The sequence below is a fragment of the Agromyces hippuratus genome (assembly GCF_013410355.1).
GTDB classification, from domain to species: Bacteria; Actinomycetota; Actinomycetes; order Actinomycetales; family Microbacteriaceae; genus Agromyces; species Agromyces hippuratus.
In genome coordinates, this window is record NZ_JACCFI010000001.1 from 128,188 (window position 1) to 154,625 (window position 26,438).

The window sequence follows — 26,438 nt, forward strand, 5'->3', positions numbered from 1 at the left end:
GACGGCGCCGCTGCCCGTCGCGGTTCCGCACCGGAGTGCTGGTCTAGAATCGGCAGGTCATGACTGCCATCTACGACTGTTCGGTCGACTCAGAGCTCCTCACCGGCATGCGCCTCGCTCGAAGCGCCATCGGGCGCGGCGAGCTGGTCGTCATCCCCACCGACACCGTCTACGGGATCGCCGCCGACGCGTTCGCCCCGAATGCCGTCTCCCGGCTGCTCGATGCGAAGGGGCGCGACCGCACGTCGCCGCCCCCCGTGCTCATCCCGGGCGTCCCGACCCTCGACGCCCTCGCGAGCGAGGTGCCGCCCGCCGTGCGCGAGCTCGTCGGCGAGTTCTGGCCCGGGGGGCTGACCGTGATCCTCCACGCGCAGCCGTCGCTGCAGTGGGATCTCGGGGAGACGCGCGGCACGGTCGCGCTGCGAATGCCGGCGAACCCCATCGCCCTCGAACTCCTCGCCGAGACGGGCCCGCTCGCGGTGTCGTCGGCGAACCTCTCGGGCGAGCCCTCCGCCACCACGGCGACGGATGCCTCCGACATGCTCGGCGACTCGGTGAGCGTCTACCTCGACGGCGGCCCGGCCGGCGGGTCGTACGAGGCCATCGGCGAGCGCGAGGGCGACACCTCCTCGACCATCGTCGACGCGACGGGCCTCGCCCGCGAAGGCGGGCGGCTCCGCATCGTGCGCGCCGGAGTGATCTCGCGCGAGCGCATCGCGGCCGTCGTGGGGGAGGACCTCCTCGAGCCCGAGCGCGCGGCCGAGGGTGAGCCCGCGCCCGAGACCGCGCCTGAGCCCGAGCCCGCGCCTGAGCCCGCGACCTCCGCCGACGACGGGGACGCTGCCGCCTCATGACCCTCTTCCTGGCCATCGCCCTGCTGACGGCACTCGTCACCTTCGGCGGATCGATCATCGTCTGGAAGCTGAGCCTGAAGTACAAGCTCTACCCGAAGATCCGCGAGCGCGACGTGCACACGCGGCCGACGCCGCGCCTCGGCGGCGTCGCGATGTTCGTCGGCATCCTCATCGCCTTCGGCGCGGCGGCGTTCGTCTCGACCCTCGGCTCCTCGCGGTTCTCGAACATCGCGATCGTCTTCCAGAATCCGGGCCAGATCCTCGCGATCCTGGGCGCCGCGCTCCTCATCGTGATCGTCGGCGTCGCCGACGACATCTGGGACCTCGACTGGACGACGAAGCTCGCCGCCCAGTTCCTCGCCGCCGGGCTCATCACCTGGCAGGGCGTCTCGATCGTGTCGCTGCCGATCGGCGGCATCACGGTCGGCTCGTCGTGGATGTTCGCGATCATCACCGTCTTCGTCATCGTGCTCGTCATGAACGCCGTGAACTTCATCGACGGGCTCGACGGGCTCGTCGCCGGCGTCGCCCTCATCGCGAACGGCGTGTTCTTCCTCTACTCGTACCTGCTCGTGCAGCAGACGTCGCCGACGAACTACTTCAACCTCGCCTCGCTCGTGGCCATCATCCTGGTCGGCGCGTGCGCCGGGTTCCTGCCGCTCAACTGGCACCCCGCGAAGCTCTTCATGGGCGATGCGGGCGCCCTCCTCATCGGGCTCCTCATGGCCACCTCCGCGGTCGCGGTCACCGGCCAGCTGAACCCGACGGGCGTCGGCCTCAACCAGTTCGTGGCGGCGTTCATCCCGATCCTGCTGCCGTTCGCGGTGCTCGTCATCCCGCTGCTCGACTTCGGGCTCGCGGTCATGCGGCGCCTGCGGGCCGGAAAGTCGCCGTTCTCGGCCGACCGCAAGCACCTCCACCACCGACTGCTCGACATGGGGCACTCGCACCTCCACGCGGTGCTGATCCTCTACGGCTGGACCGCGGTGGCATCGATCGGATGCCTCCTCACCTACGTCTTCCCGGTCTACTTCAAGATCTCCTCCCTCTGGGCGCTCCTCGCGCTGTTCATCGGCTTCGTCATCTGCGCCGTGATCACGCTCGCCCCGCTCGGCCGCCGCAAGCGCCTCACCGTCGCCGCCGAGGCGGTGGCCGTCGATGAGATCCCCGAAGCGGATGTCGCGGGGCTCGACGAGCTCGCGGGCGTCGAGGCATCCGCTGCACCCGACGTGAACCGCCCGGCGTCCGCTCAGGACGGCTCGGTAGAATCCGGGGACCCCGAAACTGGAGCACGATGAACGACGCACGACCCGAAGCCGACCGCACGCCGACCTCGAACCCCGTCCTGCGGAGGGCGCTCGTCTGGGGCGGTGTGCTCGCCGGGGTGATCCTCGTCGTCGGCGCGATCCTCGGCTACGTGCTCGCCGGCGTGCCGGGCCTCCTGGGCGCCCTGATCGGCACGCTCATGGCCGTGGTCTTCATGGGCATCACGGCGGCGAGCATCCTCGCGGCCAACCGGTTCGCCTCGAGCGACCTCTTCGTCGGGGCGTTCTTCGGCATCGTGCTCGGCGGCTGGATCCTGAAGTTCATCGTCTTCATCGTGCTCGTCGTGGTGCTGCGCGACGCCGAGTGGCTGAACACGACGGCGCTCTTCCTCAGCCTCGTCGCGGGCGTGCTCGCGTCGCTCGTCGTCGACGTCGTCGTCGTCGCGAAGTCGCGCCTGCCGTACGTCAGCGACGTCGAACTGCCGAAGGCGCCGACCGAAGACTGAGGCCGTCTCGGCGATTCGTCGGCAGCCCGAAGTATTGCTAGAGTAATGGGGATCCCCCCACGGTTCTGCCCTGCTCGCGCACGGGCTGCCGAGGTCCATGTTCGTCGCCGCGAGAGCCGAGCTCCACGCCCCGAAACAGGAGAAAGCGCTGCTAGCTAACGCTCTGAACCTGCTGGTTCCGATGTCAACCGACGATGGTGGCTTCCACGGGCCGTCGATCGACGAATTCTTCCCTGGGCCGCTGCTCTTCGAAGACACCCCCTTCGAGATCAACCGCATCATCCTCGTCCGCTACGTCGCGGTCATCGCGCTGCTGCTCGTGTTTTGGCTGGGCACCCGTCGCATGAGCGTCGTGCCCGGGCGCTTCCAGAGCCTCGTCGAGATGGGTCTCGACATGGTGCGCGTCAACATCGCCGACGACCTGCTCGGCAAGAAGGACGGCAAGCGGTTCCTGCCGATCCTGACGACCATGTTCTTCATGATCCTGTTCATGAACCTGACAGGCGTCATCCCGTTCCTGAACATCGCCGGCACCTCCGTCATCGGCGTGCCGCTCGTGCTCGCGATCGTCGCGTACATCACGTTCATCTACGCGGGTGTCAAGAAGAGCCCCAAGAACTTCTTCAAGAACTCGCTCTTCCCCTCGGGTGTGCCGTGGCCGGTGTACATCATCGTCACGCCGATCGAGTTCATCTCGACGTTCATCATCCGCCCGATCACCCTCACGCTCCGACTCATGATGAACATGATCGTCGGCCACCTCCTGCTGGTGCTCTTCTTCGCGGCGACGCAGTTCTTCGTCGTGCAGATGAGCGGCTGGTGGACCCTGCTCGGCGTCGGAACGCTGGCCTTCGGCCTCGCGTTCACACTGTTCGAGGTCCTCGTCGCCGTCCTGCAGGCGTACGTCTTCGCACTTCTCACCGCGGTCTACATCCAGCTCGCGGTCGCAGAAGAGCACTGAGCCCGGGCATCCGCCCAGAACATTCCCTAGGAAAGGAAACCCAACGTGGACGCAACCACCGTTCTCGCTGAGATCAACGGCAACATCGCGACGGTCGGCTACGGCCTCGCCGCCATCGGCCCGGCCATCGGCGTCGGCATCGTCGTCGGCAAGACGATCGAGGGCGTCGCCCGCCAGCCCGAGCTGGCCGGCCGCCTCCAGGTCCTGATGTGGATCGGTATCGCCTTCACCGAGGCGCTCGCCTTCATCGGCATCGCCACCTACTTCATCTTCGTCTGATCCACCCGCCCCAACTGAGGAGGCCAACGTGCTTCAAGCAGTACTGAGCGCTGCAACCGAGGGTGGCGAGACCCACAGCCCGGTGATTCCGGAGTGGTACGACATCATCTGGTCGTCGGTCTGCTTCGTCATCATCCTCATCTTCTTCTGGAAGTACGTGCTTCCGCGCGTGCAGAAGCTGCTCGATGAGCGGGGCGAGGCGATCGAGGGCAACATCGCGAAGGCCGACGAGGCGCAGCGCAAGGCCGAGGCGGCACTCGAGGAGTACACCGCCCAGCTCGCCGACGCGCGCACCGAAGCCGGTCGCATCCGCGAGACGGCTCGCGACGACGGCAAGAAGATCGTCGCCGAGGCGAAGGACGCCGCCACCGTCGAGGCTGCTCGCGTGACCGCGAGCGCACAGGCGCAGATCGAGGCGGAGCGCCAGACGGCACTCGTCACGCTCCGCTCCGAGGTGGGCACGCTGGCCATCGACCTCGCTTCCGGGGTCATCGGCGAGTCGCTCTCCGACGACGCGAAGGCGACCGCGGTCGTCGACCGCTTCCTCGCCGAACTGGAGGCCTCCGAGGCCACCGCCGGAGGGAAGAAGTAGTCCATGGGTAGCGCTACGAGAGAGGCCCTGGCCGGCTCGAAGGCCGCGCTCGCGGAGCTCGGCCGAACCGACCTTCCGGTTGCCGAGGCCCTCCTCGCCGCAGGCCGAGTCATCGGCGAGTCCGCGCACCTGCGCACGGCTCTCATCGACACCGAGGCCGACGTCGCGCAGAAGCGCGCGCTCGTCGAGGCCGTGTTCGGCGCCCGCATCCCGGCCGAGGCCGCCTCGCTCCTCGTGAGCGCGGCTTCGCGCCGGTGGTCGTCGGGCGACGACTTCCTCGCCGGCATCGAGGAGATCGGCATCCGCGTCGCCGCGGACTCCGCTCCCGACGACGTCGATCTCGATGCCGAGCTGCTCGCGTTCGAGCGGGCGGTCGCGAGCGACGCCGAGCTCGAGCTCGCGCTCGGGTCGAAGCTCGGCGAGACCGTCGCCAAGACGCAGATCGTCGACCGGCTCCTCGAGGGCAAGGCATCACCGCAGACCGTCGTCATCGTGCGGCACCTCGTGCAGCAGCCTCGCGGCCGCCGCATCGGCGAGCTGCTCCGCCACGGGGCATCCGTCGTCGCAGACCAGCGCGGATTCGACATCGCGACGGTCACGAGTGCCGTTCCGCTCACCGCCGCCCAGCTGGGCCGGCTCGAGCAGGGCCTCGCGGTCCAGGCGGGCCGCCGTGTCCGCTTCGACACCATCGTCGATCCCGCCGTGCTCGGCGGGATCCGCGTGCAGATCGGCGACGACGTCATCGACGGCAGCGTCGCCTCGCGCCTCAGTTCGCTGCGGCAGAAGCTTGCCGGCTGACGCCGGTTGAAACGACCGGCGCTCGCGCCGTGACACACCAGTAGCTGTACAACCGGTACAGAAAAAGGGAAAAGACAATGGCAGAACTCACCATCAGCCCCGACGAGATCCGTTCGGCTCTCTCGGAGTTCGTCTCGTCGTACGAGCCGGGACAGGCGGAGAAGACCGAGGTCGGGTACGTCACCGACGCCGGCGACGGCATCGCGCACGTCGAAGGTCTTCCCTCGGTCATGGCGAACGAGCTGATCCGCTTCGCGGACGGCACGCTCGGTCTCGCGCAGAACCTCGACGAAGACGAGATCGGCGTCGTCGTGCTCGGCGAGTTCACCGGCATCGAAGAGGGCATGGAGGTGACCCGCACCGGCGAGGTCCTCTCCGTCCCCGTCGGCGAGGGCTACCTCGGTCGTGTCGTCGACCCGCTCGGCCACCCGATCGACGGTCTCGGCGAGATCACCGGCATCGAGGGCCGTCGTGCCCTCGAGCTGCAGGCGCCGGGCGTCATGCAGCGCAAGTCGGTGCACGAGCCGCTTCAGACCGGCATCAAGGCCATCGACGCGATGATCCCCGTCGGCCGCGGCCAGCGTCAGCTCATCATCGGCGACCGCCAGACCGGCAAGACGGCCATCGCGATCGACACGATCATCAACCAGAAGGCCAACTGGGAGACGGGCGACCCGTCGAAGCAGGTTCGCTGCATCTACGTCGCCGTCGGCCAGAAGGGCTCGACCATCGCCTCGGTGAAGGGCGCCCTCGAAGACGCGGGAGCCATGGAGTACACGACCATCGTCGCGGCTCCCGCCTCCGACCCGGCCGGCTTCAAGTACCTCGCTCCCTACACCGGCTCGGCCATCGGCCAGCACTGGATGTACGACTCCAAGCACGTCCTCATCATCTTCGACGACCTGTCGAAGCAGGCTGAGGCCTACCGCGCCGTGTCGCTGCTGCTGCGTCGTCCGCCGGGACGCGAGGCGTACCCCGGTGACGTCTTCTACCTGCACTCGCGTCTGCTCGAGCGTTGCGCGAAGCTCTCCGACGAGCTCGGCGCCGGCTCGATGACGGGCCTGCCGATCATCGAGACCAAGGCCAACGACGTCTCGGCGTACATCCCGACCAACGTGATCTCGATCACCGACGGCCAGATCTTCCTCCAGTCCGACCTGTTCAACTCGAACCAGCGCCCCGCTGTCGACGTCGGCATCTCGGTCTCCCGAGTCGGCGGTGACGCACAGGTCAAGTCGATCAAGAAGGTCTCCGGCACGCTGAAGCTCGAGCTCGCGCAGTACCGCTCGCTCGAGGCCTTCGCGATGTTCGCATCCGACCTCGACGCCGCCAGCCGCCGTCAGCTCGCCCGAGGCGCACGCCTCACCGAGCTGCTCAAGCAGCCGCAGTACTCGCCGATGTCGGTCGAGAAGCAGGTCGTCTCGATCTGGGCCGGCACCAACGGCAAGCTCGACGAGGTTCCCGTCGAAGACATCCTCCGTTTCGAGAGCGAGCTGCACGACTTCCTCGCCCGCAACACCGAGGTGCTCAACTCGCTGCGCGAGACCAACGTGCTCTCCGACGAGACCGCGGCCGAACTCGCTGCGGCAGTCGACACGTTCAAGCTCGAGTTCCAGACCGGCGAGGGCAAGCCGCTCGCCTCGGTCGGGTCCGAGCAGTTCGAGGCGATCGCTGAAGAAGAGGTCGTCCAGGAGAAGATCGTCAAGGGTCGCCGCTAGTCATTCCGAGGTTCCCTGAGGCTCTCGACGGGAACTGACCTCACGGGGTCGAGTCGAGAGCCTCAGTACCAGGAAGACAGGACACAGGAGAAACATGGGAGCGCAGCTTCGGGTCTACCGGCAGAAGATCAAATCTGCCCAGACGACCAAGAAGATCACGCGGGCGATGGAGCTCATCTCCGCCTCGCGGATCCAGAAGGCTCAGGCGCGCGTTGCGGCGTCGGAGCCGTATTCGACCGCCATCACTCGGGCAGTCTCGGCCGTTGCGAGCTACTCGAACGTGGCTCACGTGCTGACGACCGAGCCGGAGCGCATCGATCGCGCCGCGATCGTGATCTTCACGTCGGACCGCGGCCTCGCCGGCGCCTTCAACTCGCAGGTGCTGCGCGAAGCAGAGGAGCTCACCGAGCTCCTGAAGAGCCAGGGCAAGTCGGTCGAGTACTTCCTCGTCGGCCGCAAGTCCGTCGGCTACTTCAACTTCCGGCACCGCGCCTTCGAGCGCAGCTGGATCGGCGGCACCGACAACCCCGACTTCGACACGGCGAAGGAGATCGCCGACGCGGTGCTTGAGGCGTTCCTTCGGGACGCGGGCGACGGCGGCGTCGACGAGATCCACATCGTCTACAACCGCTTCGTGAGCCGCATCACGCAGGTTCCGGTGGTCACCCGCCTGCTCCCGCTCGAGGTCGTCGAGAGCGATGAGGCCCCCGAAGCCTCCTCGACGAAGCACGAGGTCTTCCCGCTCTACGAGTTCGAGCCCGACGCGGAGACCGTCCTCGACGGACTCCTGCCGGTCTACATCGAGAGCCGCATCTACAACGCGATGCTGCAGTCGTCGGCGGCCAAGCACGCCGCGACGCAGAAGGCGATGAAGTCGGCCAGCGACAACGCCGACAAGCTCATCACCGACTACACGCGTCTGGCGAACAACGCGCGCCAGTCCGAGATCACCCAGCAGATTTCCGAGATCGTGGGCGGCGCTGACGCGCTGTCGTCCGCCAAGTAGCCCCTTACGAAGAGAGAGAACACATGACTGACACCGCTACCGCCTCGGCCGCGGCCGCGCCTGTGGCCGGCGCCGTCGGCCGCGTCGCCCGGGTCACCGGCCCCGTCGTCGACATCGAGTTCCCGCACGACTCGATCCCCCCGATCTACAACGCGCTGAAGACCGAGATCACGATCGACGGCAACACCACGGTGCTGACCCTCGAGGTCGCACAGCACCTCGGTGACGACCTGGTCCGCGCGATCGCCCTGAACCCGACCGATGGCCTCGTCCGCGGCCAGGAGGTCTCCGACACCGGCGCATCGATCTCGGTGCCCGTCGGCGACGTCACCAAGGGCAAGGTCTTCAACGTCATCGGCGAGGTGCTGAACGCAGAGCCCGGCGAGCAGATCGAGATCACCGAGCGCTGGCCGATCCACCGCAAGGCTCCGGCCTTCGACCAGCTCGAGTCGAAGACCTCGATGTTCGAGACCGGCATCAAGGTCATCGACCTCCTCACGCCGTACGTGCAGGGTGGAAAGATCGGCCTCTTCGGTGGTGCAGGTGTCGGCAAGACCGTCCTCATCCAGGAGATGATCCAGCGCGTCGCGCAGGACCACGGTGGTGTGTCGGTGTTCGCCGGTGTCGGCGAGCGCACCCGTGAGGGCAACGACCTCATCCACGAGATGGAGGAGGCGGGCGTCTTCGACAAGACCGCCCTCGTCTTCGGCCAGATGGACGAGCCGCCGGGAACGCGTCTTCGCGTGGCGCTGTCGGCCCTGACCATGGCGGAGTACTTCCGCGATGTGCAGAAGCAGGACGTGCTGCTCTTCATCGACAACATCTTCCGCTTCACGCAGGCCGGTTCCGAGGTCTCGACGCTCCTCGGCCGCATGCCGTCGGCCGTGGGATACCAGCCGAACCTCGCCGACGAGATGGGCGTTCTGCAGGAGCGCATCACCTCGACGCGTGGACACTCGATCACCTCGCTGCAGGCGATCTACGTCCCCGCCGACGACTACACCGACCCGGCCCCGGCAACGACGTTCGCGCACCTCGACGCCACGACCGTGCTCTCCCGCGCGATCGCGTCGAAGGGTCTCTACCCGGCCGTCGACCCGCTGACCTCGACGTCGCGCATCCTCGACCCCCGTTACCTGGGCGAGGACCACTACCGCGTCGCCACCACGGTCAAGCAGATCCTCCAGAAGAACAAGGAACTGCAGGAGATCATCGCCATCCTCGGTGTCGACGAGCTCTCCGAGGAAGACAAGATCACGGTGTCGCGTGCGCGCCGTATCGAGCAGTTCCTCTCGCAGAACACCTACATGGCGAAGAAGTTCACCGGTGTCGAGGGGTCGACCGTTCCGCTCAAGGACACGATCGAGTCGTTCGACGCGATCGCCAAGGGCGAGTTCGACCACGTGGCCGAGCAGGCCTTCTTCAACGTCGGTGGCATCTCCGACGTCGAAGAGAAGTGGGCTCAGATCCAGAAGGAGAACGGCTGAGCATGGCCAGCCTCAACGTGAGCGTCGTCTCGGCCGACCAGCAGGTCTGGTCGGGCGAGGCGACCATGGTGGTGGCGCGCACCGTCGAAGGCGAGATCGGCATTCTGCCGGGTCACGAGCCGATGCTCGCGATCCTCGCCGGCGGCGAGGTGCGGGTCACCCTGCCCGGCGGTGAGAAGATCACCGCCAACGCCGAAGATGGATTCCTGTCGGTGCAGGCGAACGCGGTGCAGGTCGTCGCGTCCCGCGCTGAACTCGTCTGAGGAGTAACGGATGCAGGGGGAGCAGCCGATCGAACGCCAGTTCGGTGACCTGAGTGTCACCCAGCTCATCGTCATGGCCGGGTTGCCGGGTGCGGGAAAGTCGACGATCGGAGAGATCGTCGGCGCCCGCCTCGGCGCCACGGTCGTGTCGGTCGACCCGATCGAGTCTGCGATCCTGCGGGCCGGCATCGACGCCGACCAACCGACCGGTCTCGCGGCATACCTCGTGGCCGAAGAGATCGCCGAGAAGGAGCTCGACTCCGGCCGCACGGTGATCGTCGACGCGGTCAACGCGGGCGAGGCCGCACGCCTGCAGTGGCGGGACCTCGCGGAGCGTGCCGACGTGCGCCTGCGGGTGATCGAGGTCGTGTGCTCCGATGAGGAGTTGCACCGCGCCCGACTCGAGAAGCGCGAGCGCAAGCTCCCGCACCTCGAGGAGACCACCTGGCGGGCCGTCGAGCAGAGCCTCGAGGGGTACGCGGCCTGGACCGGCCCGTCGTCGGCGCTGCCGCGAGTGACGATCGACAGCATCGAGTCGCTCGGGTCGAACGTCGAGGCCGCACTCGCCTTCATCGGCTCGTAGTGCGGCTGCTGCTTCCGCCGTCCGAGACCAAACGCGACGGCGGCGTCGACGTCGCGCTCGATCTGGGCGCACTCTCGTTCGGCTCCCTCACCCCGATTCGGGCTGAGACCACCGCAGCCGTCGTCGCGCTCGCGCACGACCCCGCCGAGATGATGCGGGCGTTGAAGCTCGGACCTCGGCAGGCGCACGAGGTCGAGCGGAATCGGCACCTGCTCGATTCACCCACGATGTCCGTGCTCGACCGGTACACGGGCGTGCTCTTCGACGCGCTCGATGCCCCGACGCTCGACGTCGACGCTCGCACCTACGCCGCGGACCACGTGGTCGTGCACTCCGCACTGTTCGGTCTGCTCGGGGCGATGGACTCGATTCCCGCGTACCGGCTGTCGCACGATTCCCGCCCGCCGGGCGTGCGGATGAAAGCGCTGTGGCGAGCACCGATCACGGCCGCACTCGAGGCGGCCGGCGGTCTGCTGCTCGATCTCCGCTCCGAGGCGTACGTCGAACTCGGACCCGTTCCCGCGCACGCCGAAGCGGCGTTCGTACGAGTCGTCTCCGTCGACGGTGCCGGCCGGAAGCGCGCGCTGAACCACTTCAACAAGCGCGCGAAGGGGCTCTTCACCCGCGCCGTGCTGACCGCGCAGCCGCAGCTCGCCTCGATCGAGGAGCTGATCGACTGGGCGCACGAGGCCGGCTTCTCGCTCTCGCTCAGCTCAGAGCGAGTCGGCGCGGGCGTTCGCGAACTCGAACTCGTCGCCTGACCGGGCCCGCTGCCTCGGAAGGCCTCACGCGGCGGCGGCACCCGCCGATCGGTGGCACGCGGCGAGGTGGTCGTCGACCATGCCGGCCGCCTGCATGAGCGCGTACATCGTCGTCGGCCCGACGAAGCGGAATCCGCGACGGCGCAACTCTTTGCTCATCGCCGCGGACTCCGGCGTCGTCGCCGGCACCTCGGCGAAGGTGACCGGTGCCACCTCGCGCCGCGCGGGCGCGAAACTCCACAGCAGCTCGTCGATGGGCTGATCGAGCCCGAGCGTGGCACGGGCGTTCTGGATCGTCGCCTCGATCTTGCCGCGGTGACGGATGATGCGCTCATCGCCGAGCAGGCGTGAGACGTCGTCGTCGCTCATGGCGGCGACACGTTCGGCATCGAATCCATGGAAGACCTCGCGGAATGCCGGACGGCGCCGAAGGATCGTGATCCACGACAGGCCGGCCTGGAATCCCTCGAGGCAGACCTTCTCGAAGAGCCGCACCGGATCGTGCTGCGGCGTGCCCCACTCCTCGTCGTGGTACCGGCGGTACTCGGGGTCGGATGCGCCCCACCCGCACCGGGCGAGTCCGTCGTCGCCGACGATGATCTCGGGCCGGGGGATGACACTCACGCGGCGAAGCCGATCTGCTCGTGGCCGAGCAGCCAGAGCTTCGTGGGAACGCCCTCGCCGCCGGAGTACCCGGTGATGCGACCATCGCTCGCGAGCACGCGGTGGCAGCCCACGATGATCGGCACGGGGTTCGCGCCGACGGCGCCGCCGATGGCCCGGGCGGACCCTGGCTTGCCGACAGCAGCCGCGAGTGCGCCGTACGAGGTGGCCTCACCCCAGCGCAGTCGCTCGAGCTCGGCCCAGACGGCCTGCTGGAACGGGGTGCCGGTGAGTCGCACCGGAACGTCGAAGTCGAGGCGCTGCCCCGCGAAGTACTCGTCGAGCTGTTCGCGGGCCGCGCGGAGCACGTCGTTGGGGCGCTCGGGAGCGTCGTCGTGGGGGAGCACGCCGCCGCTCTCGATGGAGAGACTCGTGACGGCCTCGTCGTCGGCGACGAGTTCGAGACGCCCGATCGGGCTGTCGAGGCGGATGAGGTACACGTTCGTCATGTTCCGAGCGTAACCTCGGCGTCCGACACCCGCTCGCGGAAATCGGACATCGCGGAACCCGACCCCGGATCGCGTGTTGTGGAGGAGGAGTCGGCACGACCCGTCCTCCACAGCGGCGATCTCGCCTCGACCGGCCACGGACCCGACACCGGCGCCACTCGGAGCGCCGCTCCGGGCGAGGCTCGGCGCATGACGACCATCATCCGCGCCGAAGCGGCGCACGACTTCCTCGCCCTCGTCCCGGCGCTGGCCGGGTTCCAGCCGCAGCGCTCGCTCGTCTGCGTGGCGTTCAGCGGGAACCGCACGGCCGGCGTGCTTCGGTACGACCTCCCACGACGGGCGCGCGATCGCGCACCGCTCGCAGCCGTGATCGTCGGCACGCTCTGCCGTATGCGCGGCGTCGACGCCGTCGTGCCGATCGTGTACACCGAGGCTCGATTCGGCGCGGGCCGGGGGATGCCGGAGCGACCACTGCTCGGGATGCTCACCGCCCGCGCCGAGGAGGCCGGATTCCTCGTGCGCGATGCGCTGTGCCGGGCATCCGACGGATGGGGGTCGCTGCTCGATCCGGCGACACCGACCACGGGGCATCCGCTCGCGCTCATCGACGAGAGCCCCGTGCTGCGTCTCGCCGCGGCGGAGGGGGAGGTCGTGGCCTCGTCGCCGGCCGCGAGCGCGGACCTGCCGGAGCCCGAGCCCGAGGTCGCCGCTCGACTCGCCGAATCGCTCGCGCAGCTCACCGGCGACGGTCGTGCAGACGCGCTGCGGCGGCTGGGCGGGAATGCCGATCCGGTCGGGCTCGTCGAGACGCTGCTCGTGCGCGACGGCACGCATCCGCCGCTCAGGCTCGCGTGGTTCCTGCACCTCGCGTCCCTTCCCGCCGTGCGCGACGCCATGATGCTCCAGATCGGGTTCGGCGCGCTGATCGGCGAGGCGGCGCACGATGACGCGGTCGCCACGGCCGAGCGGGCGGCCGAGCTCGACGAGACGATCGAGGCCCTCGTCGTGCGCGAGTCGGCGACCGGTACGACCGCCGAAGTCAGCGAGATGCTCTCCCGGCTCATGGTCGGCCGGTCGCAGCTGCGCCCGGATGCGCGTCGGGTCGAGCGGGCGCTCGCGCTGCTGCGGCAGCTGGTCGCGAACGCCCCGACGACGCATCGCGTCGGCCCGCTCTGCATTGCCGCATGGCTCGCGTGGTCGCTCGGCAGGGGGTCGGCGGCCGGGGCGTACCTCGATCGGGCCGTGGAGATCGATCCCGGTCACTCGATGGCGGGCCTGCTCGGCGTCCTCGTCGGCAGTGGCACGCTGCCCGAATGGGCGTTCAGTGGCCGGTGAGCCCGCCGACGGCACGGGCGAGCAGCGACGACCGGCCGGTGAGGCGCTCCTCCGCGTCGGAGAATCGCATGCCGAGCACGCCGAGGTTCGCACCCAGGTACCGCAGCGGCTCGGGCTCCCACAGCGGCGATCGGTGATTCACCCAAGGGAGGGCGGTCAGGTCGCTCTGCACGCCGCGCACGAGGTCGGCCATGGTCCGACCGGCGAGATTCGTGGTCGAGAGGCCGTCGCCGACGTACGCGCCGGCGAAGCCCACTCCGGTCTTCGGGTTGTAGCTCGCGGTCGCGTTCCAATCGCGTGCGACGCCGAGTGGTCCGCCCCATCGGTGGGTGATGCGGGTGCCGTCGATCGCGGGGAAGAGCTCGAACAGCGCGGTGCGCAGTCGGTGGAAGACGGTCTCCACGTGTTCGAACGCGGGATCCAGCGCGCTGCCCCAGTGGTAGCTCGCGCCCCGACCACCGAAGGCGAACCGGTTGTCGGCGGTGCGCTGTCCGTACACGAGCAGATGGCGGAAATCGCTGAACGTCGTGCCGTGCGCGAGCCCGATCTCGTCCCAGACCTCGTCGGGGAGCGGTTCGGTCGCGATCATGAGGGAGTACAGGGGGAGGATGCGCCGGCGCACACGCGGCAGGCTCGCACCGTACCCCTCGGTCGCGACGATCACGTGTCGTGCCGAGACCGTGCCCTCGGCATCGCTGCCGTCGAGCGCGCGGAACCGCACCCGGCCCGCCGACCAGTCGACGACCTCGGTCTGATCGAACAGCGAGACGCCGAGCTCCTCGACGACACGGGCGAGGCCGCGCACGAGTTTCGCCGGGTGCACCCGTGCGCACGACGGATCGAAGACCGCGTCGGGCGCACGGCCGTCGAGACCGGTCGCACCGAACCTCTCCTCGACGCGGTGCCGGTCCCAGTACTCGAGCGCGTCGACCCCGAACCGGCGTGCGTCGTCGACCTCGGCGACGGCGAGTTCGCGCTGGGCATCGCTCCGTGCGAAGGTGACCGTGCCGCCCTTCACGAAGTCGCAGTCGATGCCCTCGCGCGCCGTGACACGGCCGACCTCGTCGACCGTGTCGAGCATCGCACGGCGCATCGCGATCGCCTGGTCGTAGCCGTGATCGCGCTCGATCGACGCGGCCGACTGGGGGAACAGCGCCGAGCACCAGCCGCCGTTGCGGCCCGAGGCTCCGAACCCCGAGAACTCGCGCTCGAGCACGGCGATGCGCAAGGTCGGATCCGCCTTCGCCAGGGCGTATGCGGTCCAGAGTGCCGTGAGTCCACCGCCGATCAGGCAGACGTCGAACCGGGCGCTCGAGGCGAGGGCCGCGCGCGGGCGGAGGTCGTCGAGCCCGCGCGCGACCAGGTCATCGAGCCAGAAGCTCACCCGACGGGACGAATCCGGTGAGGCGTCCGTCACCGTCGGGCGAGCCCCCGCCATCAGAGCCGGTTGGAGGCTTCGGTCAGCACACCGCGCAGCTTCTGCTCGATCTCGGCGAACTCCGCCGGGCCGATGGTGAGCGGCGGTGCCAGCTGGATCACGGGGTCGCCGCGGTCGTCGGCGCGGCAGTAGAGACCCGCGTCGAAGAGCGCCTTCGAGAGGAAGCCGCGGAGCAGGCGCTCGGACTCGTCGTCGTCGAAGGTCTCGCGCGTCTCCTTGTCCTTCACGAGCTCGATGCCGAAGAAGTAGCCGTCGCCGCGCACGTCGCCGACGATCGGCAGGTCGAGCAGCTTCTCGAGCTCGGCGCGGAACAGCGGCGAGTTCTCGAGAACCCGTTCGTTCAGCTTCTCCTCCTCGAAGATGTCGAGGTTCTCGAGTGCCACCGCGGCCGAGACCGGGTGCCCGCCGAACGTGTAGCCGTGGTAGAACGACGTGTTGCCCTCGGCGAACGGGGCGTAGATCTTCTCGGAGACGATCGTCGCGCCGATGGGGGAGTAGCCCGAGGTCATCGCCTTCGCGCACGTGATCATGTCGGGCACGTAGCCGTAGGCGTCGCATGCGAACATGTGGCCGAGACGGCCGAACGCGCAGATGACCTCGTCGGACACGAGGAGCACGTCGTACTGGTCGCAGATCTCGCGCACGCGCTTGAAGTAGCCGGGGGGCGGCGGGAAGCAGCCGCCGGAGTTCTGCACCGGCTCGAGGAACACGGCGGCGACCGTCTCGGGGCCCTCGAAGAGGATCATCTCCTCGATGCGGTTCGCGGCCCAGAGGCCGAAGGCTTCGAGGTCGTCGGCCGGGGCGCCCATCTCGGCGGCGCGGTAGAAGTTCGTGTTCGGCACGCGGAACCCGCCGGGGGTGACCGGCTCGAACATCTCCTTCATGCCGGGGATGCCCGTGATCGCGAGGGCGCCCTGCGGGGTGCCGTGGTAGGCGACCGAGCGGGAGATCACCTTGTGCTTCGTCGGCCGGCCCTGGAGCTTCCAGTAGTACTTGGCGAGCTTGAAGGCCGTCTCGACGGCTTCTCCGCCGCCCGTCGAGAAGAAGACCCGGTTGAGGTCGGCGGGCGCGTAGCCCGCAAGGCGGTCGGCGAGCTCGATCGCCGAGGGGTGGGCGTACGACCAGATCGGGAAGAAGGCGAGCTGCTCCGCCTGCTTGGCGGCGACCTCGGCGAGCCGCGCGCGCCCGTGGCCGGCGTTCACGACGAAGAGGCCGGCCAGCCCGTCGAAGTACTCCCGGCCCTGGACGTCGTAGATGTGGTGGCCCTGACCGCGGGTGATGATCGGCACTCCCGACGTCTCCATGGTGGACTGCCGGGAGAAGTGCATCCAGAGATGATCCTTCGCCTTCTGCTGCAGCGCGTCGTTGTCGTAGACCGTGTCGGTCATTGCCATCCCTTTCTCGATGAGCACCCGCCGAATCAGCGGGTGCCCCAGTTGTAGAACTGCTTCTGGAGCTTCAGGTAGACGAACGTCTCGGTCGACTGCACGCCCTCGATCACGCGGATGCGCGTGTTCAGGAGTTCGAGCAGCTCGTCGTCGTTCTCGCAGACGACCTCGGCCATCACGTCGAAGCTGCCGGCGGTGAGTACGACGTAGTCGATCTCGGGGATCTCGGCGAGGCGAGCGGCGAGCACGCGGGTGTCACCCGCCGTGCGGATGCCGATCATCGCCTGCGTGGTGAAGCCGAGCTGCATCGGGTCGGTCACGGCCACGATCTGCATGACGCCCGACTCGGTGAGCCGCTGCACGCGCTGGCGCACGGCGGCCTCCGACAGGCCGACGGCCTTTCCGACATCGGCGTACGAACGCCGTCCATCGGCCTGCAGCTGCTCGATGATCGCCTTCGAGACCTCGTCGAGCTGCACGGGTCGGGACTGCGAGGAACGCCCGTTGTTCGTCATGCCACGATTGTGACAGTGGCGGATGCCCCATGCAAGCGATTCCGTTGAATACCGGTGCGAAATCGACTGAATCCACAGCGATTCGTGTGGTTCGACTACGGATCACGGAGGGCGTCGACACGGCCCGGCATCGGCCCGGCCCCGGCGCGGCCCGGAATCCGGCACCCACGAACCAGGGAGGACGGACCTGCGCACGACCCTCGTGCGCCGGCCCGCACGGTGCCAGAATGTCCGCATGGTCTCAGGCGCTGTCTCGAGTTCGGCGTCGGCCGGTGCACCCGCGTGGGACGTGATCGTGGGAGACCGGTTCATCGCGGCGCTCGCCGCACCCGCTCCCGAAGCGGTGCTGAGCGCACTCTCCGAAGCGGCGAGCGACGGCCGACTCGTGCTCGAGGCGCTCGTCGGGCTGGTGCCGTCGGGCCGCGTCGACCCGGTGGAGTCGTTCGGTCTCGTCTGGTGGGCGGAGGCGGAGGCGGAGGCGACGAGCGTGACCGTCGTCGTTCGCGGCGACGCGGTCGTCGACCTCGCCTCACCGGGCGGCAGCCGCAGGTTCGATGCACGCGGCATCCGCCCGTGGCACCTCGCCGACTTCGACGACGTGGTGGCGCTGCGCATCACCGACGCTGCGACGCCGCTCGAACGCGAGCAGACCGCGGGCGAGCCGGTGGTGCCTCGACGGGCGAGCCTGCGAGCCTCCTCGGTCGAGTGGTCGGCGGCGGGGCCGGCGGATGCCCCTGCTCCCACGCCCTGGCTCGACGCCGACACGTTGCTCGCGCCCCGCCAGCGGGAGGCGGATCTCGCGGCATCCGTCGCCGACACGGTCATCACCCCGCGGCAGGTGCGGCGCGTCCCGGATGCCACCGGCACCACGCCGACCGACTCGCCCGCGTCTCCGACAGCCGCCGCAGCGGATCCAGCGCCGAACGGCCCTCGCTTCCGCATCGGCGACGGCCGGCCCGTGACGGTCACGGCACCCGTGCTCATCGGTCGGAAGCCACTGCCTCCGCGCATCGCCGGCAGCGGCATGCCGCCCGAACTCCTCACGGTCGAATCGCCGGCCGCGATCGTCTCGGGCACCCACCTCGAGCTGCGCGTCGTCGGCACCCGACTCGTCGCGACCGACCTGCACTCGACCAACGGCACCGTGCTCCGCACGGCGTCCGGCACACGTCGGCTCCGTGCGGGAGAGTCGGTCGTGGTGCTTCCCGGCACCCGTCTCGATCTCGGAGACGATACGATCATCGAGATCCTCCTCGCCCAGGGTTCCCCCGGCGCATGACCCGAACAGACAGCAGGCTTCACAGGTGACCCAGATCGGCAATGGCAACGCCCGCCATCGGATCACGCTGCCCGACGGCACCGAGGTCACCCTCGCCTGGGCAGCGGTCACCGACACCGGACTGCGCCGCGAGGTGAACGAAGACAGCTTCGTCGCCCAGGCGCCGATCTTCGCCGTGGCCGACGGCATGGGCGGTCACGCCGCGGGCGACTTCGCGAGCGCCGCGGTCGTCACCCGGCTCGCCGAGCACGGCGGCAAGGCCCTCGTCGGCACGCCCGAGATCGACCACGCGCTCCGCCTCGCAGTGCAGGACATGGGCCGCGGCGCCGGAGTCACCGACGAGGGCAGCGGCACGACGGTCACCGGTGCCGCGATCGGGGCGATCGCCGACGAGCCGGCCTGGATCGTGTTCAACATCGGCGATTCGCGCGTCTACCGACTGGTGGGCGGCGTGCTCGAGCAGTTGACGGTCGACCACTCGATCGTGCAGGAACTCGTCGACGCGGGGCAGATCACGCGCGAAGAGGCCGACACGCACCCGCACTCGAACGTGATCACGCGTGCCGTCGGCTTCCACGAGGCACCGATCCCCGACTATCGCGCGATCGCCGTCGAGCCAGGCATGCGGCTCCTCGTCTGCTCCGACGGGCTCACGAAGGAGCTCACGACCTATGGCATCCGCCACTTCCTCGTCGCCAATGCGAAGGCCGAGAAGGCCGCGCACCAGCTGCTCGAGGCTGCGCTGGGCAACGGAGGACGCGACAACGTCACGGCGATCGTGATCGACGTCCTGAAGGTCGTGCGCCCCGCGGGCGCGCAGCCGTCGGGCGAGGTCGAGCCGGCGCACCGCTGATCCCGGCTCGCAGCCGGCCCTCGTGATGTGCACAGCACCACGAGGCATCCGTCGCCCGCGGATACAATGATGGGCACCGGGCGCCACCGGCCACCGGGCGGCGTCCCACCGACCCAGAGCAGGCAGGAGGATCGTGTCTCGACGACTGCCGTCCACGCCTCCGAACCTGCCGGGTTTCGCGTTCATCCGCGTGCTCGGGTCGGGCGGATTCGCCGACGTCTTCCTCTACGAGCAGAACATGCCGCGACGCCTCGTCGCGGTGAAGGTGCTGCTCGCCGAGGTCGTCAACGACGACCTGCGGCAGATGTTCCAGGCCGAGGCGAACCTCATGGCCCAGCTCTCCTCCCACCCGTCGATCCTCACGGTCTACCAGGCCAGCGTCGCGGCCGACGGCCGGCCGTACCTGGTGATGGAGTACTGCTCCGCCTCGCTCGGACAGCGCTACCGTGCCGTGCAGCTGCCGCTGGCCGAGGTGCTCGCCGTCGGCGTGCGCATCGCGAGTGCGGTCGAGACGGCGCATCGGCAGGGCGTGCTGCACCGGGACATCAAGCCGTCGAACATCCTCACCACCGCGTACGGTCACCCCGTGCTCTCCGACTTCGGCATCGCGGCGACACTCGGCGAGGCCGAGTCGTCCGACGCGGTCGGCCTGTCGATCCCGTGGTCGGCGCCCGAGGTGCTGCACGACGAGGTGTCGGGCAGTGTCGCGAGCGAGGTCTGGTCGCTCGGCGCCACCGTCTACTCGCTCCTCGCCGGTCGCAGTCCGTTCGAGACGCCGGGCGGCGACAACGGATCCGGCGCGCTCATGGGTCGGATCGACAAGGCGAAGTACACGCCCACCGGGCGCCCCGACGTGCCGAAGAGCCTCGAGCAGGTGCTCGCGCGTTCGATGTCGCGTCGGCCGTCGAGCCGGCAGTCGAGTGCGCTCGAGTTCGTCCGCGACCTGCAGTCGGTCGAGGAGGAGCTCGGGCTCTCCCAGACGCCGCTCGAGGTCGCGATGGACGACTGGGCGCTCGCGACCGCCGTCGACGTCGACGAGCAGACCCGCATCAGCGGGGCCCACGGCATCGGCGACGGCGCACCGCGACGGCGGCGCGCGCGGAGCGGGGCCCTCGGCTCCACCCGGTCGGAGGCGGACTCCCGCCCTCGTGACCTCGGCACGAGCCGCATCCGCACGACCCCGCCGACGTCGGCTCGCCTCGCGTGGGGCATCTCCCTCGTCTCGGTGCTGCTGATCGCGCTCGTCGGCGCCGGCGCGTACTTCGTGATCCAGGGCACCAGGTCGATCCCCGTCGTGACCGACGTGCAGGGCGTCGATGCGGGTGAGACCGTGACCTTCTCCTGGAACGACCCGGGGCTCCAGAGCTCCGATGCGTACGTCGTGACCGTCGACGGCGAGACCCTGCCGTTGCAGCGAGAGGCGCGGGTGACCGTGCCGGCCGAAGACGGCGACCGGGTCTGCGCGAGCGTGCGGGTCGTGCGCGACGGAAAGTCGGGCGCCTCCAGCGCCGAGCGCTGCGTCGAGGTGTCCGTCGACCTGGGTGCGGGTGCATGATGCTCCGGCTTCCCGACCTGACGCGACTCCCCAAGCCGCGATCCGCTGCCGTCACCGCCGCGGCGACCACCGCCGTGGTCGCACTCGTCGCGGGCGTCGCGATCGCGTCCGGCGGGTACGCCGCCCAACGGGTCGATCTCGGCGATGCCGCCGTGTGGGTCAGCAGCAACGAGTACCAGGCCATCGGCCGTGCGAACACGGCGCTGCTCGAACTGAATTCGGTCGTCGAGACGGGCTCGACCGGCACGGAGATCGTGCAGCAGGGCGCCACCGTGCTCGCGCTCGATCGTGCGCGGGCGACCGTGCGGATCGTCGATGCGACGACCTCGAGCCTCACCGAGACCGTCGCGGTCCCTCCCGACGACGCGACGCTCGCCCTCGCCGGTTCGCAGGTCGTCCTCACCTCCGACGGCGACGTCTGGACGACGCCCGTCGACCGGTTCGCGCAGTTCGACGCCGACACCGAGCCGATGCTCGCGTTCGGCACCGGATCGGTGACGTCGGTCGACCCCGACGGCACCCTCTTCGCCTACACGCCGTCGACCGGTGACGTCGCACGGGTCGACGCCGCCGAGGCCGAGACCGTGCGCACCCGCTGGCAGGCCGGGGCGGTCGCTCGCGACGCCGAGGTGCAGATCACGTCGGTCGCCGACCGCTGGGCCGTGTTCGACGAGGGCACCCGGACGCTCCACCTCGATCGAGGTCCGGTCGATCTCTCGGCGCTCATCGCCGCCAACGATTCCCCGGTGCTCCAACGCCCGTCGAGCAGCGGCGACGTCGTCGCGATCGCCACCCGCCAAGGCCTCATCACCGTCGGTCTCGACGGCGACGAGCCGCGCACCCGCGTCGACGAGGGGCTCGGACTGCCGGCTGCGCCGTACGTGCACGACGGATGCCTCTACGCGGCGTGGGCCAGGGGGGCCGTGTGGCGGTCCTGCACGGCGGGCGGCGACGAGGACCCCGTCGGACTGCCCTCGGCGACCTCGAGCGGTGACTACACCTACCTCGCCAACGGCGCCACCCTCGTGCTCAACGAACGGCGCACCGGCAAGACCTGGGCCGTCGGCGCCGAGTTCGGCCTCATCGACAACTGGGAGGCGCTCCTCGAGATCGAGCGCGACGAGGAGACGATCGAGCAGAACGACCCCGAGACGCCGCCGACGATCGAGAAGAGCCAGGTGCCGCCGGTCGCGGCCGACGACGAGTTCGGCGCGCGCCCGGGGCGGACGACGCAACTGCCGGTGCTGCTGAACGACTACGACGCCAACGGCGACGCCATGGTCGTCGATGCCGTCGACGGCGAACTGCCGGCTGGCGTCACCCTCGACCGCATCGCCGACAATCAGCAATTGCAGCTCGTGCTCGGCGACGAGGCATCCGGTGTCATCACCTTCGGCTACACGGTCGACGACGGCTTCGGCGGCACCGCCCACGCCACGGTGAGCGTGACCGTGCGCGACGCCGAAGAGAACTCGCCGCCCGAACAGCGACGGCCGACCAAGACCCTCGTGCAGGCGGGGGGCCGCGTCAGCACGGCGGTGCTCGGCGACTGGGTCGACCCCGACGGCGACCCGTTCTTCCTCAGGCGCGCCACAGCGGCCGAACCCGACTCGCTGTCGTCGACGGCCGACGGCGTGGTCGTGTTCGACGAGAAGGGCGGCGCCGGAGCCGACCGGACCGTCTCGCTCGAGGTGTCCGACGGGCGCGACACCGCCGTCGGCGTGCTCGGCATCGGCGTTCGCGCACCCGGCAGTGTGCAACTCATCGCCGACCCGTTCGTCGTGCTCGCGACCGCGGGGCAGGAGGTGCGCATCGACCCGCTGCGGCACGTGCGGGGCGGCTCGGGCCAGGTGCAGTTGACCGCCGTGCCCGCGAAGCCCGACGCGCAGCTGACGCCCGACTTCGACGGCGGGACCTTCCGATTCTCGAGCTCGGCCGTGCGGACGCATTCGCTCGAGTACACCGTGACCGACGGCATCTCGACGACGACGGGTCGAGTCCGGGTCGACGTCTCCGCTCCGCCCGAGCGCGACACCACGCCCATCACGGTTCCGCACACGGTGTTCATCAGGGGCGGCCAGCCCGTCGATGTCGACGTGCTCGCCACGGACATCGACCCTACCGGCGGCGTGCTGATCCTCACCGGTCTCGGCGAGCCGAAGGCGGAGGCGGAGGTGCAGGTCGAGGTCGTCGACCACCGCATCCTGCGCGTCACCCTCACCGGTCCACTCGCGACCGGATCGAGCGTGTTCGGCTACCGGGTCAGCAACGGCCTCGCCGAAGCGGTGGGCGAGGTGACGGTCGTCGAGGTGCCGCAGCTCGAGTCCCCGCAGTCGCCCGTCGCCGTGCCCGACAAGATCTCGGCACGCACCGGCGACGTGGTCGACATCGCGGTGCTGGCCAATGACGAGCATCCCGACGCATTGCCGATCACGCTCGAGCCGGTGCTCGACCAGGCGCCGAAGGCGGGCCTCCTCTTCGCCGCCGGAGACCGGCTCCGCTACTTCGCTCCCGACGAGCCGGGGGAGTACGAGGCGGTCTACCGCGTGACCGGCCCCGACGGTCAGTGGGCCACTGCGACGGTGCAGATGTCGGTGCGCGAGGCCGACCCCGACACCAACACCCCGCCGGTGCCGGCGACCGTCACCGCCAGGGTGCTCTCGGGAGAGACGGTGCGGATCCCCGTGCCGCTCGGCGGATCCGACCCCGAGGGCGACAGCGTGCAGCTGCTCGGCCAGGGCGGCACCCCCGACCTCGGCAATGTCACCGCCCACGGGGCCGACTGGCTCGAGTACGAGGCGGGGGAGTACTCCGCAGGCACCGACACCTTCGAGTACGAGGTCGTCGACGCGCTCGGCGCCCGAGCCGTGGGCACCGTCAGGGTCGGCATCGCACCGCGACTCGACGGAGCCCGCCGCCCGACGGCGGTCAACGACGTCGTCGAGGTGCGGCCGGGCCGCACCGTCGCCGTTCGCGTCCTCGAGAACGACTCCGACCCCGACGGCGGTGCGCTGACGCTGAAGGACGTCACTGCGACCGAGGGCGATGCCGTCGCCGAGATCGTCGACGATCGCATCGAGGTCGAGCTCCCTCCGGGCGAAGGGGAATACGGCTTCACCTACACCATCGAGAACGAGCAGCTCGGCCGCGCGTCGACCTTCCTCAAGATCACGGCGCGCGAGGACGCCCCGCTCGCACGCCCCGAGGCATCCGACACCGTGCTCACGCTGAGCGACATCCTCGACGAGGACGTCGTGGACGTCCCGGTGCTGCGCAACGTCTTCCTCGCCGACGCCGACGTCGACGATGTCGTCGTCGGACTCGTCGAGGGCTACGACCGGGGTGCCGAGGTGCGCCGCGACGGAAGCATCCGGGTCCAGATCGAAGACCGGCGGCGCGTCATCCCGTTCTCGGTGGCCCACCCCGAAGACCCCTCGATCGTCTCCTACGCGTTCATCTGGGTGCCCGGGCGCGACGATGCGCTGCCGCAGCTTCGAACCGATGCTCCCGACGTCGTCGTGGTGAGCGGAGACGAGGTGACGCTCGATCTCGACGACTTCGTCATCGCCGCGTCGGGCCGCCCGGTGAAGATCACGGATGCCGCGACCGTGCGGGCTTCGCACAGCGACGGCGCCGACCTGGTCGTCGACCCGGTCACCCTGCGGTACCGCAGCGAAGAGGGTTACTTCGGCCCGGCGTCGCTCTCGTTCACCGTCACCGACGGGGAGTCGGCCGCCGACCCCTCTGCGCGCACCGGGACCATCGTGATTCCGATCGACGTGCTGCCGACCGAGGATCAGCCGCCGGTGTTCACGGGCGGCGTCATCGACTTCGAGCCCGGGGAGTCGAAGGAGATCGACCTCCTGAAGCTCACGAACTACCCGTACCCGGCCGCCCAGGGTGAACTCGTCTACCGGCTGCTGCCGCCGCCGACGGAGGGGTTCCGCTTCTCGCTCGACGGCTCCGACCTCACGATCGAGGCTGAGGCATCGGCGTCCAAGACGTCCCGGACGGTCGCGATCGGCGTCGCCGACGACTCGGGCGACGGCAAGCCCGGGCGCATCGAGCTGCGCGTGGTGCCGTCGACGAAGCCGATCGCCAGGCCCGCGGCCGATACCGCGATCGTGCAGCGCGGACGGACGACGACGATCGACGTGCTCGCCAACGACGGGCCGACCAACCCGTTCCCCGACGTGCCGCTCCGCGTCGTCGATGTCCGCGGCATCGACGCGGACAGCCTCCCGAGCGGTGTCTCCATCGAGCCGAGCGAGGACCGGTCGCGACTCGAGGTGACGGTCGCGCCGGGAGCGGCTCCGGTGAACTCGACGGTGCAGTACGAGGTGGCCGACGCGACCGGCGATGCGGCACGCAACGCCTGGGGCCTCGTGACGATCTCGGTGCAGGACCGACCCGATGCCGTCACCGGCGCTCGGGTCACGGGCTTCGGAGATCGCAGCCTCGACGTCGTGTTCGGGGCGGGCGCCTTCAACAACTCTCCGATCACGGGCTACGAGATCCAGCTCGTCGACGCGGGCACGGGCGAGGTGGCGAGCTCGTCGGAGTGCGCCGCGACGACCTGCACGGTCGTGACGCCCGGCAACGGGCAGGCCGAGGCCGTGCACGTGCGGATCCGGGCGAGGAACGGGATCGGCCTCTCCGACCCGGTCGACGCACCGGGCCCGATCTGGTCGGACGTCGTCCCCCCGCCGCCCACCGGAGTGCGCGCACTCCCGCGCGACGGGTATCTCCGCCTCGAGTGGGCACCGGTACCCGCGGGATCCGGAAGCGCCATCGGATCGTACGTGGTCACCGTCGCCGGCGTCTCGACCGAGGTCTCCGCGGCGGCGGTGTGCACGGCGACCGTCTGCTCCACGGACTCGCAGCCGCTCGAGAACGGAAGCCAGGTGCCGATCACGATCAGTGCCAGGAACCAGGCCTTCCCGGCGCTCGCGGTCTGGACCCAGGCGGGCGCCAGCGGCACGCCGTTCGGGCCGCCGATCGCCGGCGCGATCTCCGTCAGCGGCGATGCGGCGGCCGGCACCGTCACCGTCGCCTGGGACGCGTTCGGCGGAAACGGGGACCCGATCGGCGGGTACTTCGTGCAACGCCTCGTCGACGGGGCCTCCGGGGTGCCCGCCGGGGCGCAGGCGTGCTCGGTCACCAGTCCCGCCCCCGGCACCGTCGTCGCGCCGTCGGGCGGCGGAACCGTCGCCGAGGTCGTGCACGTCGGCCCGGGCACGACCAGCGTGCAGTTCTCGGGGACGGCGACGGAGTCGACGAAATACTCGTTCCTCGTCTGGGGCTACAACCGGGCCGCGTGCGCGAATACGGAGGTGGTCGGCACCGTGGTGCGGCCCGCGCCCGACGCCATCCGGAGGGTCGACAGTCGCATGGAGATGCGCACCGCCGACACCTACGACCGCTTCATCTCGGACGTCTCTCCCGGAGCCTGGCGATACGACATCGTCGCGGTCGACGGCAACGGCACCCAGATCCCCGGCACGCAGCAGAGCTTCGACGGTTCAGGGTGGGCGCAGGACCTCTTCGCCAGGCCGTTCGGTGAAACGGTGCGGTTCCAGGTGCGGAGCTGCTCGATCTGGGGCAGCTGCGGTCCGTGGTCGGACGTGCTGCCGGCCGACGCCCGCCCGTCGCTGACGTTCGCGCTGCCGAGCCGGGCCTGGAACGAGAGCACGAAGACCTGGTCGTGGACGTCGGCGCCCGAGAACTCCGGACTTCCGGTGGCGTTCACCTGCGGCGTCGACGGCGACCGCAACGGCAAGTCGGCGCAGACCCCCACGAGCTGCCAGGTCCCCGAGGCCAAACCGGGCGACCGCGTCTGGTTGGATGTTGAGATCGCGGACGTCGTCGTCCGCTACCAGAACCGCTGAGA

23 protein-coding genes are annotated in these 26,438 nt (G+C 69.6%); 18 read left to right on the plus strand and 5 right to left on the minus strand.

The annotated features are described in order from the left end of the window. Positions 1-59 precede the first annotated feature (59 nt). From BJY17_RS00580 to BJY17_RS00640, 13 genes are all read left to right on the plus strand, one after another. The gene (locus tag BJY17_RS00580; RefSeq protein ID WP_179549657.1) at positions 60-854 is read left to right on the plus strand and encodes an L-threonylcarbamoyladenylate synthase; all 795 of its coding nucleotides are present in this window, start codon (positions 60-62) and stop codon (positions 852-854) included. Continuing rightward, entirely contained in the window at positions 851-2,152 is a 1,302-nt protein-coding gene (locus BJY17_RS00585) for an MraY family glycosyltransferase (RefSeq protein WP_179549658.1), read from the plus strand. Before BJY17_RS00580 ends, BJY17_RS00585 begins: the two co-directional genes overlap by 4 nt. After that, positions 2,149-2,625 (plus strand): hypothetical protein, encoded by a 477-nt coding sequence (locus tag BJY17_RS00590; RefSeq protein WP_179549659.1) that lies wholly within the window; start codon positions 2,149-2,151, stop codon positions 2,623-2,625. The genes BJY17_RS00585 and BJY17_RS00590 overlap by 4 nt, the downstream gene beginning before the upstream one ends. A gap of 181 nt (positions 2,626-2,806) precedes the next feature. Beyond that, complete coding sequence (atpB, locus tag BJY17_RS00595) at positions 2,807-3,586, plus strand: F0F1 ATP synthase subunit A (RefSeq protein WP_246303627.1); 780 nt, start codon at positions 2,807-2,809, stop codon at positions 3,584-3,586. A 45-nt stretch (positions 3,587-3,631) separates the two neighbouring features. Then, positions 3,632-3,865 (plus strand): ATP synthase F0 subunit C, encoded by a 234-nt coding sequence (atpE, locus tag BJY17_RS00600; protein WP_022888426.1) that lies wholly within the window; start codon positions 3,632-3,634, stop codon positions 3,863-3,865. 28 nt (positions 3,866-3,893) lie between these two features. Next, complete coding sequence (locus BJY17_RS00605; RefSeq protein WP_179549661.1) at positions 3,894-4,457, plus strand: F0F1 ATP synthase subunit B; 564 nt, start codon at positions 3,894-3,896, stop codon at positions 4,455-4,457. Positions 4,458-4,460: 3 nt separating this feature from the next. Continuing rightward, entirely contained in the window at positions 4,461-5,255 is a 795-nt protein-coding gene (locus tag BJY17_RS00610; protein ID WP_179549662.1) for a F0F1 ATP synthase subunit delta, read from the plus strand. A gap of 77 nt (positions 5,256-5,332) precedes the next feature. Then, on the plus strand, positions 5,333-6,973 hold the full coding sequence (gene atpA, locus BJY17_RS00615; RefSeq protein ID WP_179549663.1) for a F0F1 ATP synthase subunit alpha: 1,641 nt from the start codon (positions 5,333-5,335) through the stop codon (positions 6,971-6,973). Positions 6,974-7,067: 94 nt separating this feature from the next. After that, the gene (locus BJY17_RS00620) at positions 7,068-7,979 is read left to right on the plus strand and encodes a F0F1 ATP synthase subunit gamma (protein WP_179549664.1); all 912 of its coding nucleotides are present in this window, start codon (positions 7,068-7,070) and stop codon (positions 7,977-7,979) included. 23 nt (positions 7,980-8,002) lie between these two features. Next, the gene (gene atpD, locus BJY17_RS00625) at positions 8,003-9,466 is read left to right on the plus strand and encodes a F0F1 ATP synthase subunit beta (RefSeq protein ID WP_179549665.1); all 1,464 of its coding nucleotides are present in this window, start codon (positions 8,003-8,005) and stop codon (positions 9,464-9,466) included. Positions 9,467-9,468: 2 nt separating this feature from the next. Further along, positions 9,469-9,729: a F0F1 ATP synthase subunit epsilon gene (locus BJY17_RS00630; RefSeq protein ID WP_074261262.1), complete on the plus strand. Its 261-nt coding sequence runs from the start codon at positions 9,469-9,471 to the stop codon at positions 9,727-9,729. Positions 9,730-9,739: 10 nt separating this feature from the next. Further along, the gene (locus BJY17_RS00635; RefSeq protein ID WP_179549666.1) at positions 9,740-10,312 is read left to right on the plus strand and encodes an AAA family ATPase; all 573 of its coding nucleotides are present in this window, start codon (positions 9,740-9,742) and stop codon (positions 10,310-10,312) included. Then, positions 10,312-11,073 (plus strand): YaaA family protein, encoded by a 762-nt coding sequence (locus tag BJY17_RS00640; protein ID WP_179549667.1) that lies wholly within the window; start codon positions 10,312-10,314, stop codon positions 11,071-11,073. Before BJY17_RS00635 ends, BJY17_RS00640 begins: the two co-directional genes overlap by 1 nt. 24 nt (positions 11,074-11,097) lie before the next feature. On the opposite strand, the gene BJY17_RS00645 is transcribed toward BJY17_RS00640, so the two are convergent. Next, positions 11,098-11,688, minus strand: a complete 591-nt coding sequence (locus BJY17_RS00645) for a DNA-3-methyladenine glycosylase I (RefSeq protein ID WP_179552642.1) — start codon at positions 11,686-11,688, stop codon at positions 11,098-11,100. A gap of 5 nt (positions 11,689-11,693) precedes the next feature. Further along, positions 11,694-12,185, minus strand: a complete 492-nt coding sequence (locus tag BJY17_RS00650; RefSeq protein ID WP_179549668.1) for a methylated-DNA--[protein]-cysteine S-methyltransferase — start codon at positions 12,183-12,185, stop codon at positions 11,694-11,696. 189 nt (positions 12,186-12,374) lie between these two features. Here BJY17_RS00650 and BJY17_RS00655 point away from each other — a divergent pair, with 189 nt between their 5' ends. Continuing rightward, a complete protein-coding gene (locus tag BJY17_RS00655) occupies positions 12,375-13,520 on the plus strand; it encodes a DUF4192 family protein (protein ID WP_179549669.1) in 1,146 nt (381 codons plus the stop codon). Here the strand turns inward: BJY17_RS00655 and BJY17_RS00660 are convergent. Genes BJY17_RS00660 through BJY17_RS00670 form a run of 3 tightly spaced genes read right to left on the minus strand, consistent with a single transcriptional unit; the run spans position 13,507 to position 16,861 of the window. Next, positions 13,507-14,904, minus strand: coding sequence for an NAD(P)/FAD-dependent oxidoreductase (locus BJY17_RS00660; protein ID WP_322789709.1), 1,398 nt, complete (start codon positions 14,902-14,904; stop codon positions 13,507-13,509). The two genes, BJY17_RS00655 and BJY17_RS00660, sit on opposite strands and share 14 nt — an antisense overlap. 53 nt (positions 14,905-14,957) lie before the next feature. Then, a complete protein-coding gene (locus BJY17_RS00665; protein WP_376866301.1) occupies positions 14,958-16,346 on the minus strand; it encodes an aspartate aminotransferase family protein in 1,389 nt (462 codons plus the stop codon). Between the two features lie 32 nt (positions 16,347-16,378). After that, a complete protein-coding gene (locus BJY17_RS00670; protein ID WP_179549672.1) occupies positions 16,379-16,861 on the minus strand; it encodes an Lrp/AsnC family transcriptional regulator in 483 nt (160 codons plus the stop codon). A gap of 235 nt (positions 16,862-17,096) precedes the next feature. On the opposite strand from BJY17_RS00670, the gene BJY17_RS00675 reads away from it, so the two are divergent. From BJY17_RS00675 to BJY17_RS00690, 4 genes are all read left to right on the plus strand, one after another. Continuing rightward, positions 17,097-18,140 carry an FHA domain-containing protein gene (locus tag BJY17_RS00675; RefSeq protein WP_179549673.1) on the plus strand — a complete coding sequence of 348 codons (1,044 nt, stop codon included), beginning with the start codon at positions 17,097-17,099 and terminating at the stop codon, positions 18,138-18,140. A 25-nt stretch (positions 18,141-18,165) separates the two neighbouring features. Further along, positions 18,166-18,993 carry a PP2C family protein-serine/threonine phosphatase gene (locus BJY17_RS00680; protein WP_179549674.1) on the plus strand — a complete coding sequence of 276 codons (828 nt, stop codon included), beginning with the start codon at positions 18,166-18,168 and terminating at the stop codon, positions 18,991-18,993. A gap of 133 nt (positions 18,994-19,126) precedes the next feature. Beyond that, complete coding sequence (locus tag BJY17_RS00685; protein ID WP_179549675.1) at positions 19,127-20,548, plus strand: serine/threonine-protein kinase; 1,422 nt, start codon at positions 19,127-19,129, stop codon at positions 20,546-20,548. Beyond that, entirely contained in the window at positions 20,545-26,436 is a 5,892-nt protein-coding gene (locus BJY17_RS00690; protein WP_179549676.1) for an Ig-like domain-containing protein, read from the plus strand. The genes BJY17_RS00685 and BJY17_RS00690 overlap by 4 nt, the downstream gene beginning before the upstream one ends. Positions 26,437-26,438: the final 2 nt, after the last annotated feature.

Coding starts and splice junctions, on each gene's coding strand:
- BJY17_RS00580 (WP_179549657.1), top strand. CDS start 60: ATGACTGCCATCTACGACTGTTCGGTCGACTCAGAGCTCCTCACCGGC.
- BJY17_RS00585 (WP_179549658.1), top strand. CDS start 851: ATGACCCTCTTCCTGGCCATCGCCCTGCTGACGGCACTCGTCACCTTC.
- BJY17_RS00590 (WP_179549659.1), top strand. CDS start 2,149: ATGAACGACGCACGACCCGAAGCCGACCGCACGCCGACCTCGAACCCC.
- atpB (WP_246303627.1), top strand. CDS start 2,807: ATGTCAACCGACGATGGTGGCTTCCACGGGCCGTCGATCGACGAATTC.
- BJY17_RS00610 (WP_179549662.1), top strand. CDS start 4,461: ATGGGTAGCGCTACGAGAGAGGCCCTGGCCGGCTCGAAGGCCGCGCTC.
- atpA (WP_179549663.1), top strand. CDS start 5,333: ATGGCAGAACTCACCATCAGCCCCGACGAGATCCGTTCGGCTCTCTCG.
- BJY17_RS00620 (WP_179549664.1), top strand. CDS start 7,068: ATGGGAGCGCAGCTTCGGGTCTACCGGCAGAAGATCAAATCTGCCCAG.
- atpD (WP_179549665.1), top strand. CDS start 8,003: ATGACTGACACCGCTACCGCCTCGGCCGCGGCCGCGCCTGTGGCCGGC.
- BJY17_RS00630 (WP_074261262.1), top strand. CDS start 9,469: ATGGCCAGCCTCAACGTGAGCGTCGTCTCGGCCGACCAGCAGGTCTGG.
- BJY17_RS00635 (WP_179549666.1), top strand. CDS start 9,740: ATGCAGGGGGAGCAGCCGATCGAACGCCAGTTCGGTGACCTGAGTGTC.
- BJY17_RS00650 (WP_179549668.1), bottom strand. CDS start 12,185: ATGACGAACGTGTACCTCATCCGCCTCGACAGCCCGATCGGGCGTCTC.
- BJY17_RS00655 (WP_179549669.1), top strand. CDS start 12,375: ATGACGACCATCATCCGCGCCGAAGCGGCGCACGACTTCCTCGCCCTC.
- BJY17_RS00665 (WP_376866301.1), bottom strand. CDS start 16,346: ATGACCGACACGGTCTACGACAACGACGCGCTGCAGCAGAAGGCGAAG.
- BJY17_RS00670 (WP_179549672.1), bottom strand. CDS start 16,861: ATGACGAACAACGGGCGTTCCTCGCAGTCCCGACCCGTGCAGCTCGAC.
- BJY17_RS00675 (WP_179549673.1), top strand. CDS start 17,097: ATGGTCTCAGGCGCTGTCTCGAGTTCGGCGTCGGCCGGTGCACCCGCG.
- BJY17_RS00690 (WP_179549676.1), top strand. CDS start 20,545: ATGATGCTCCGGCTTCCCGACCTGACGCGACTCCCCAAGCCGCGATCC.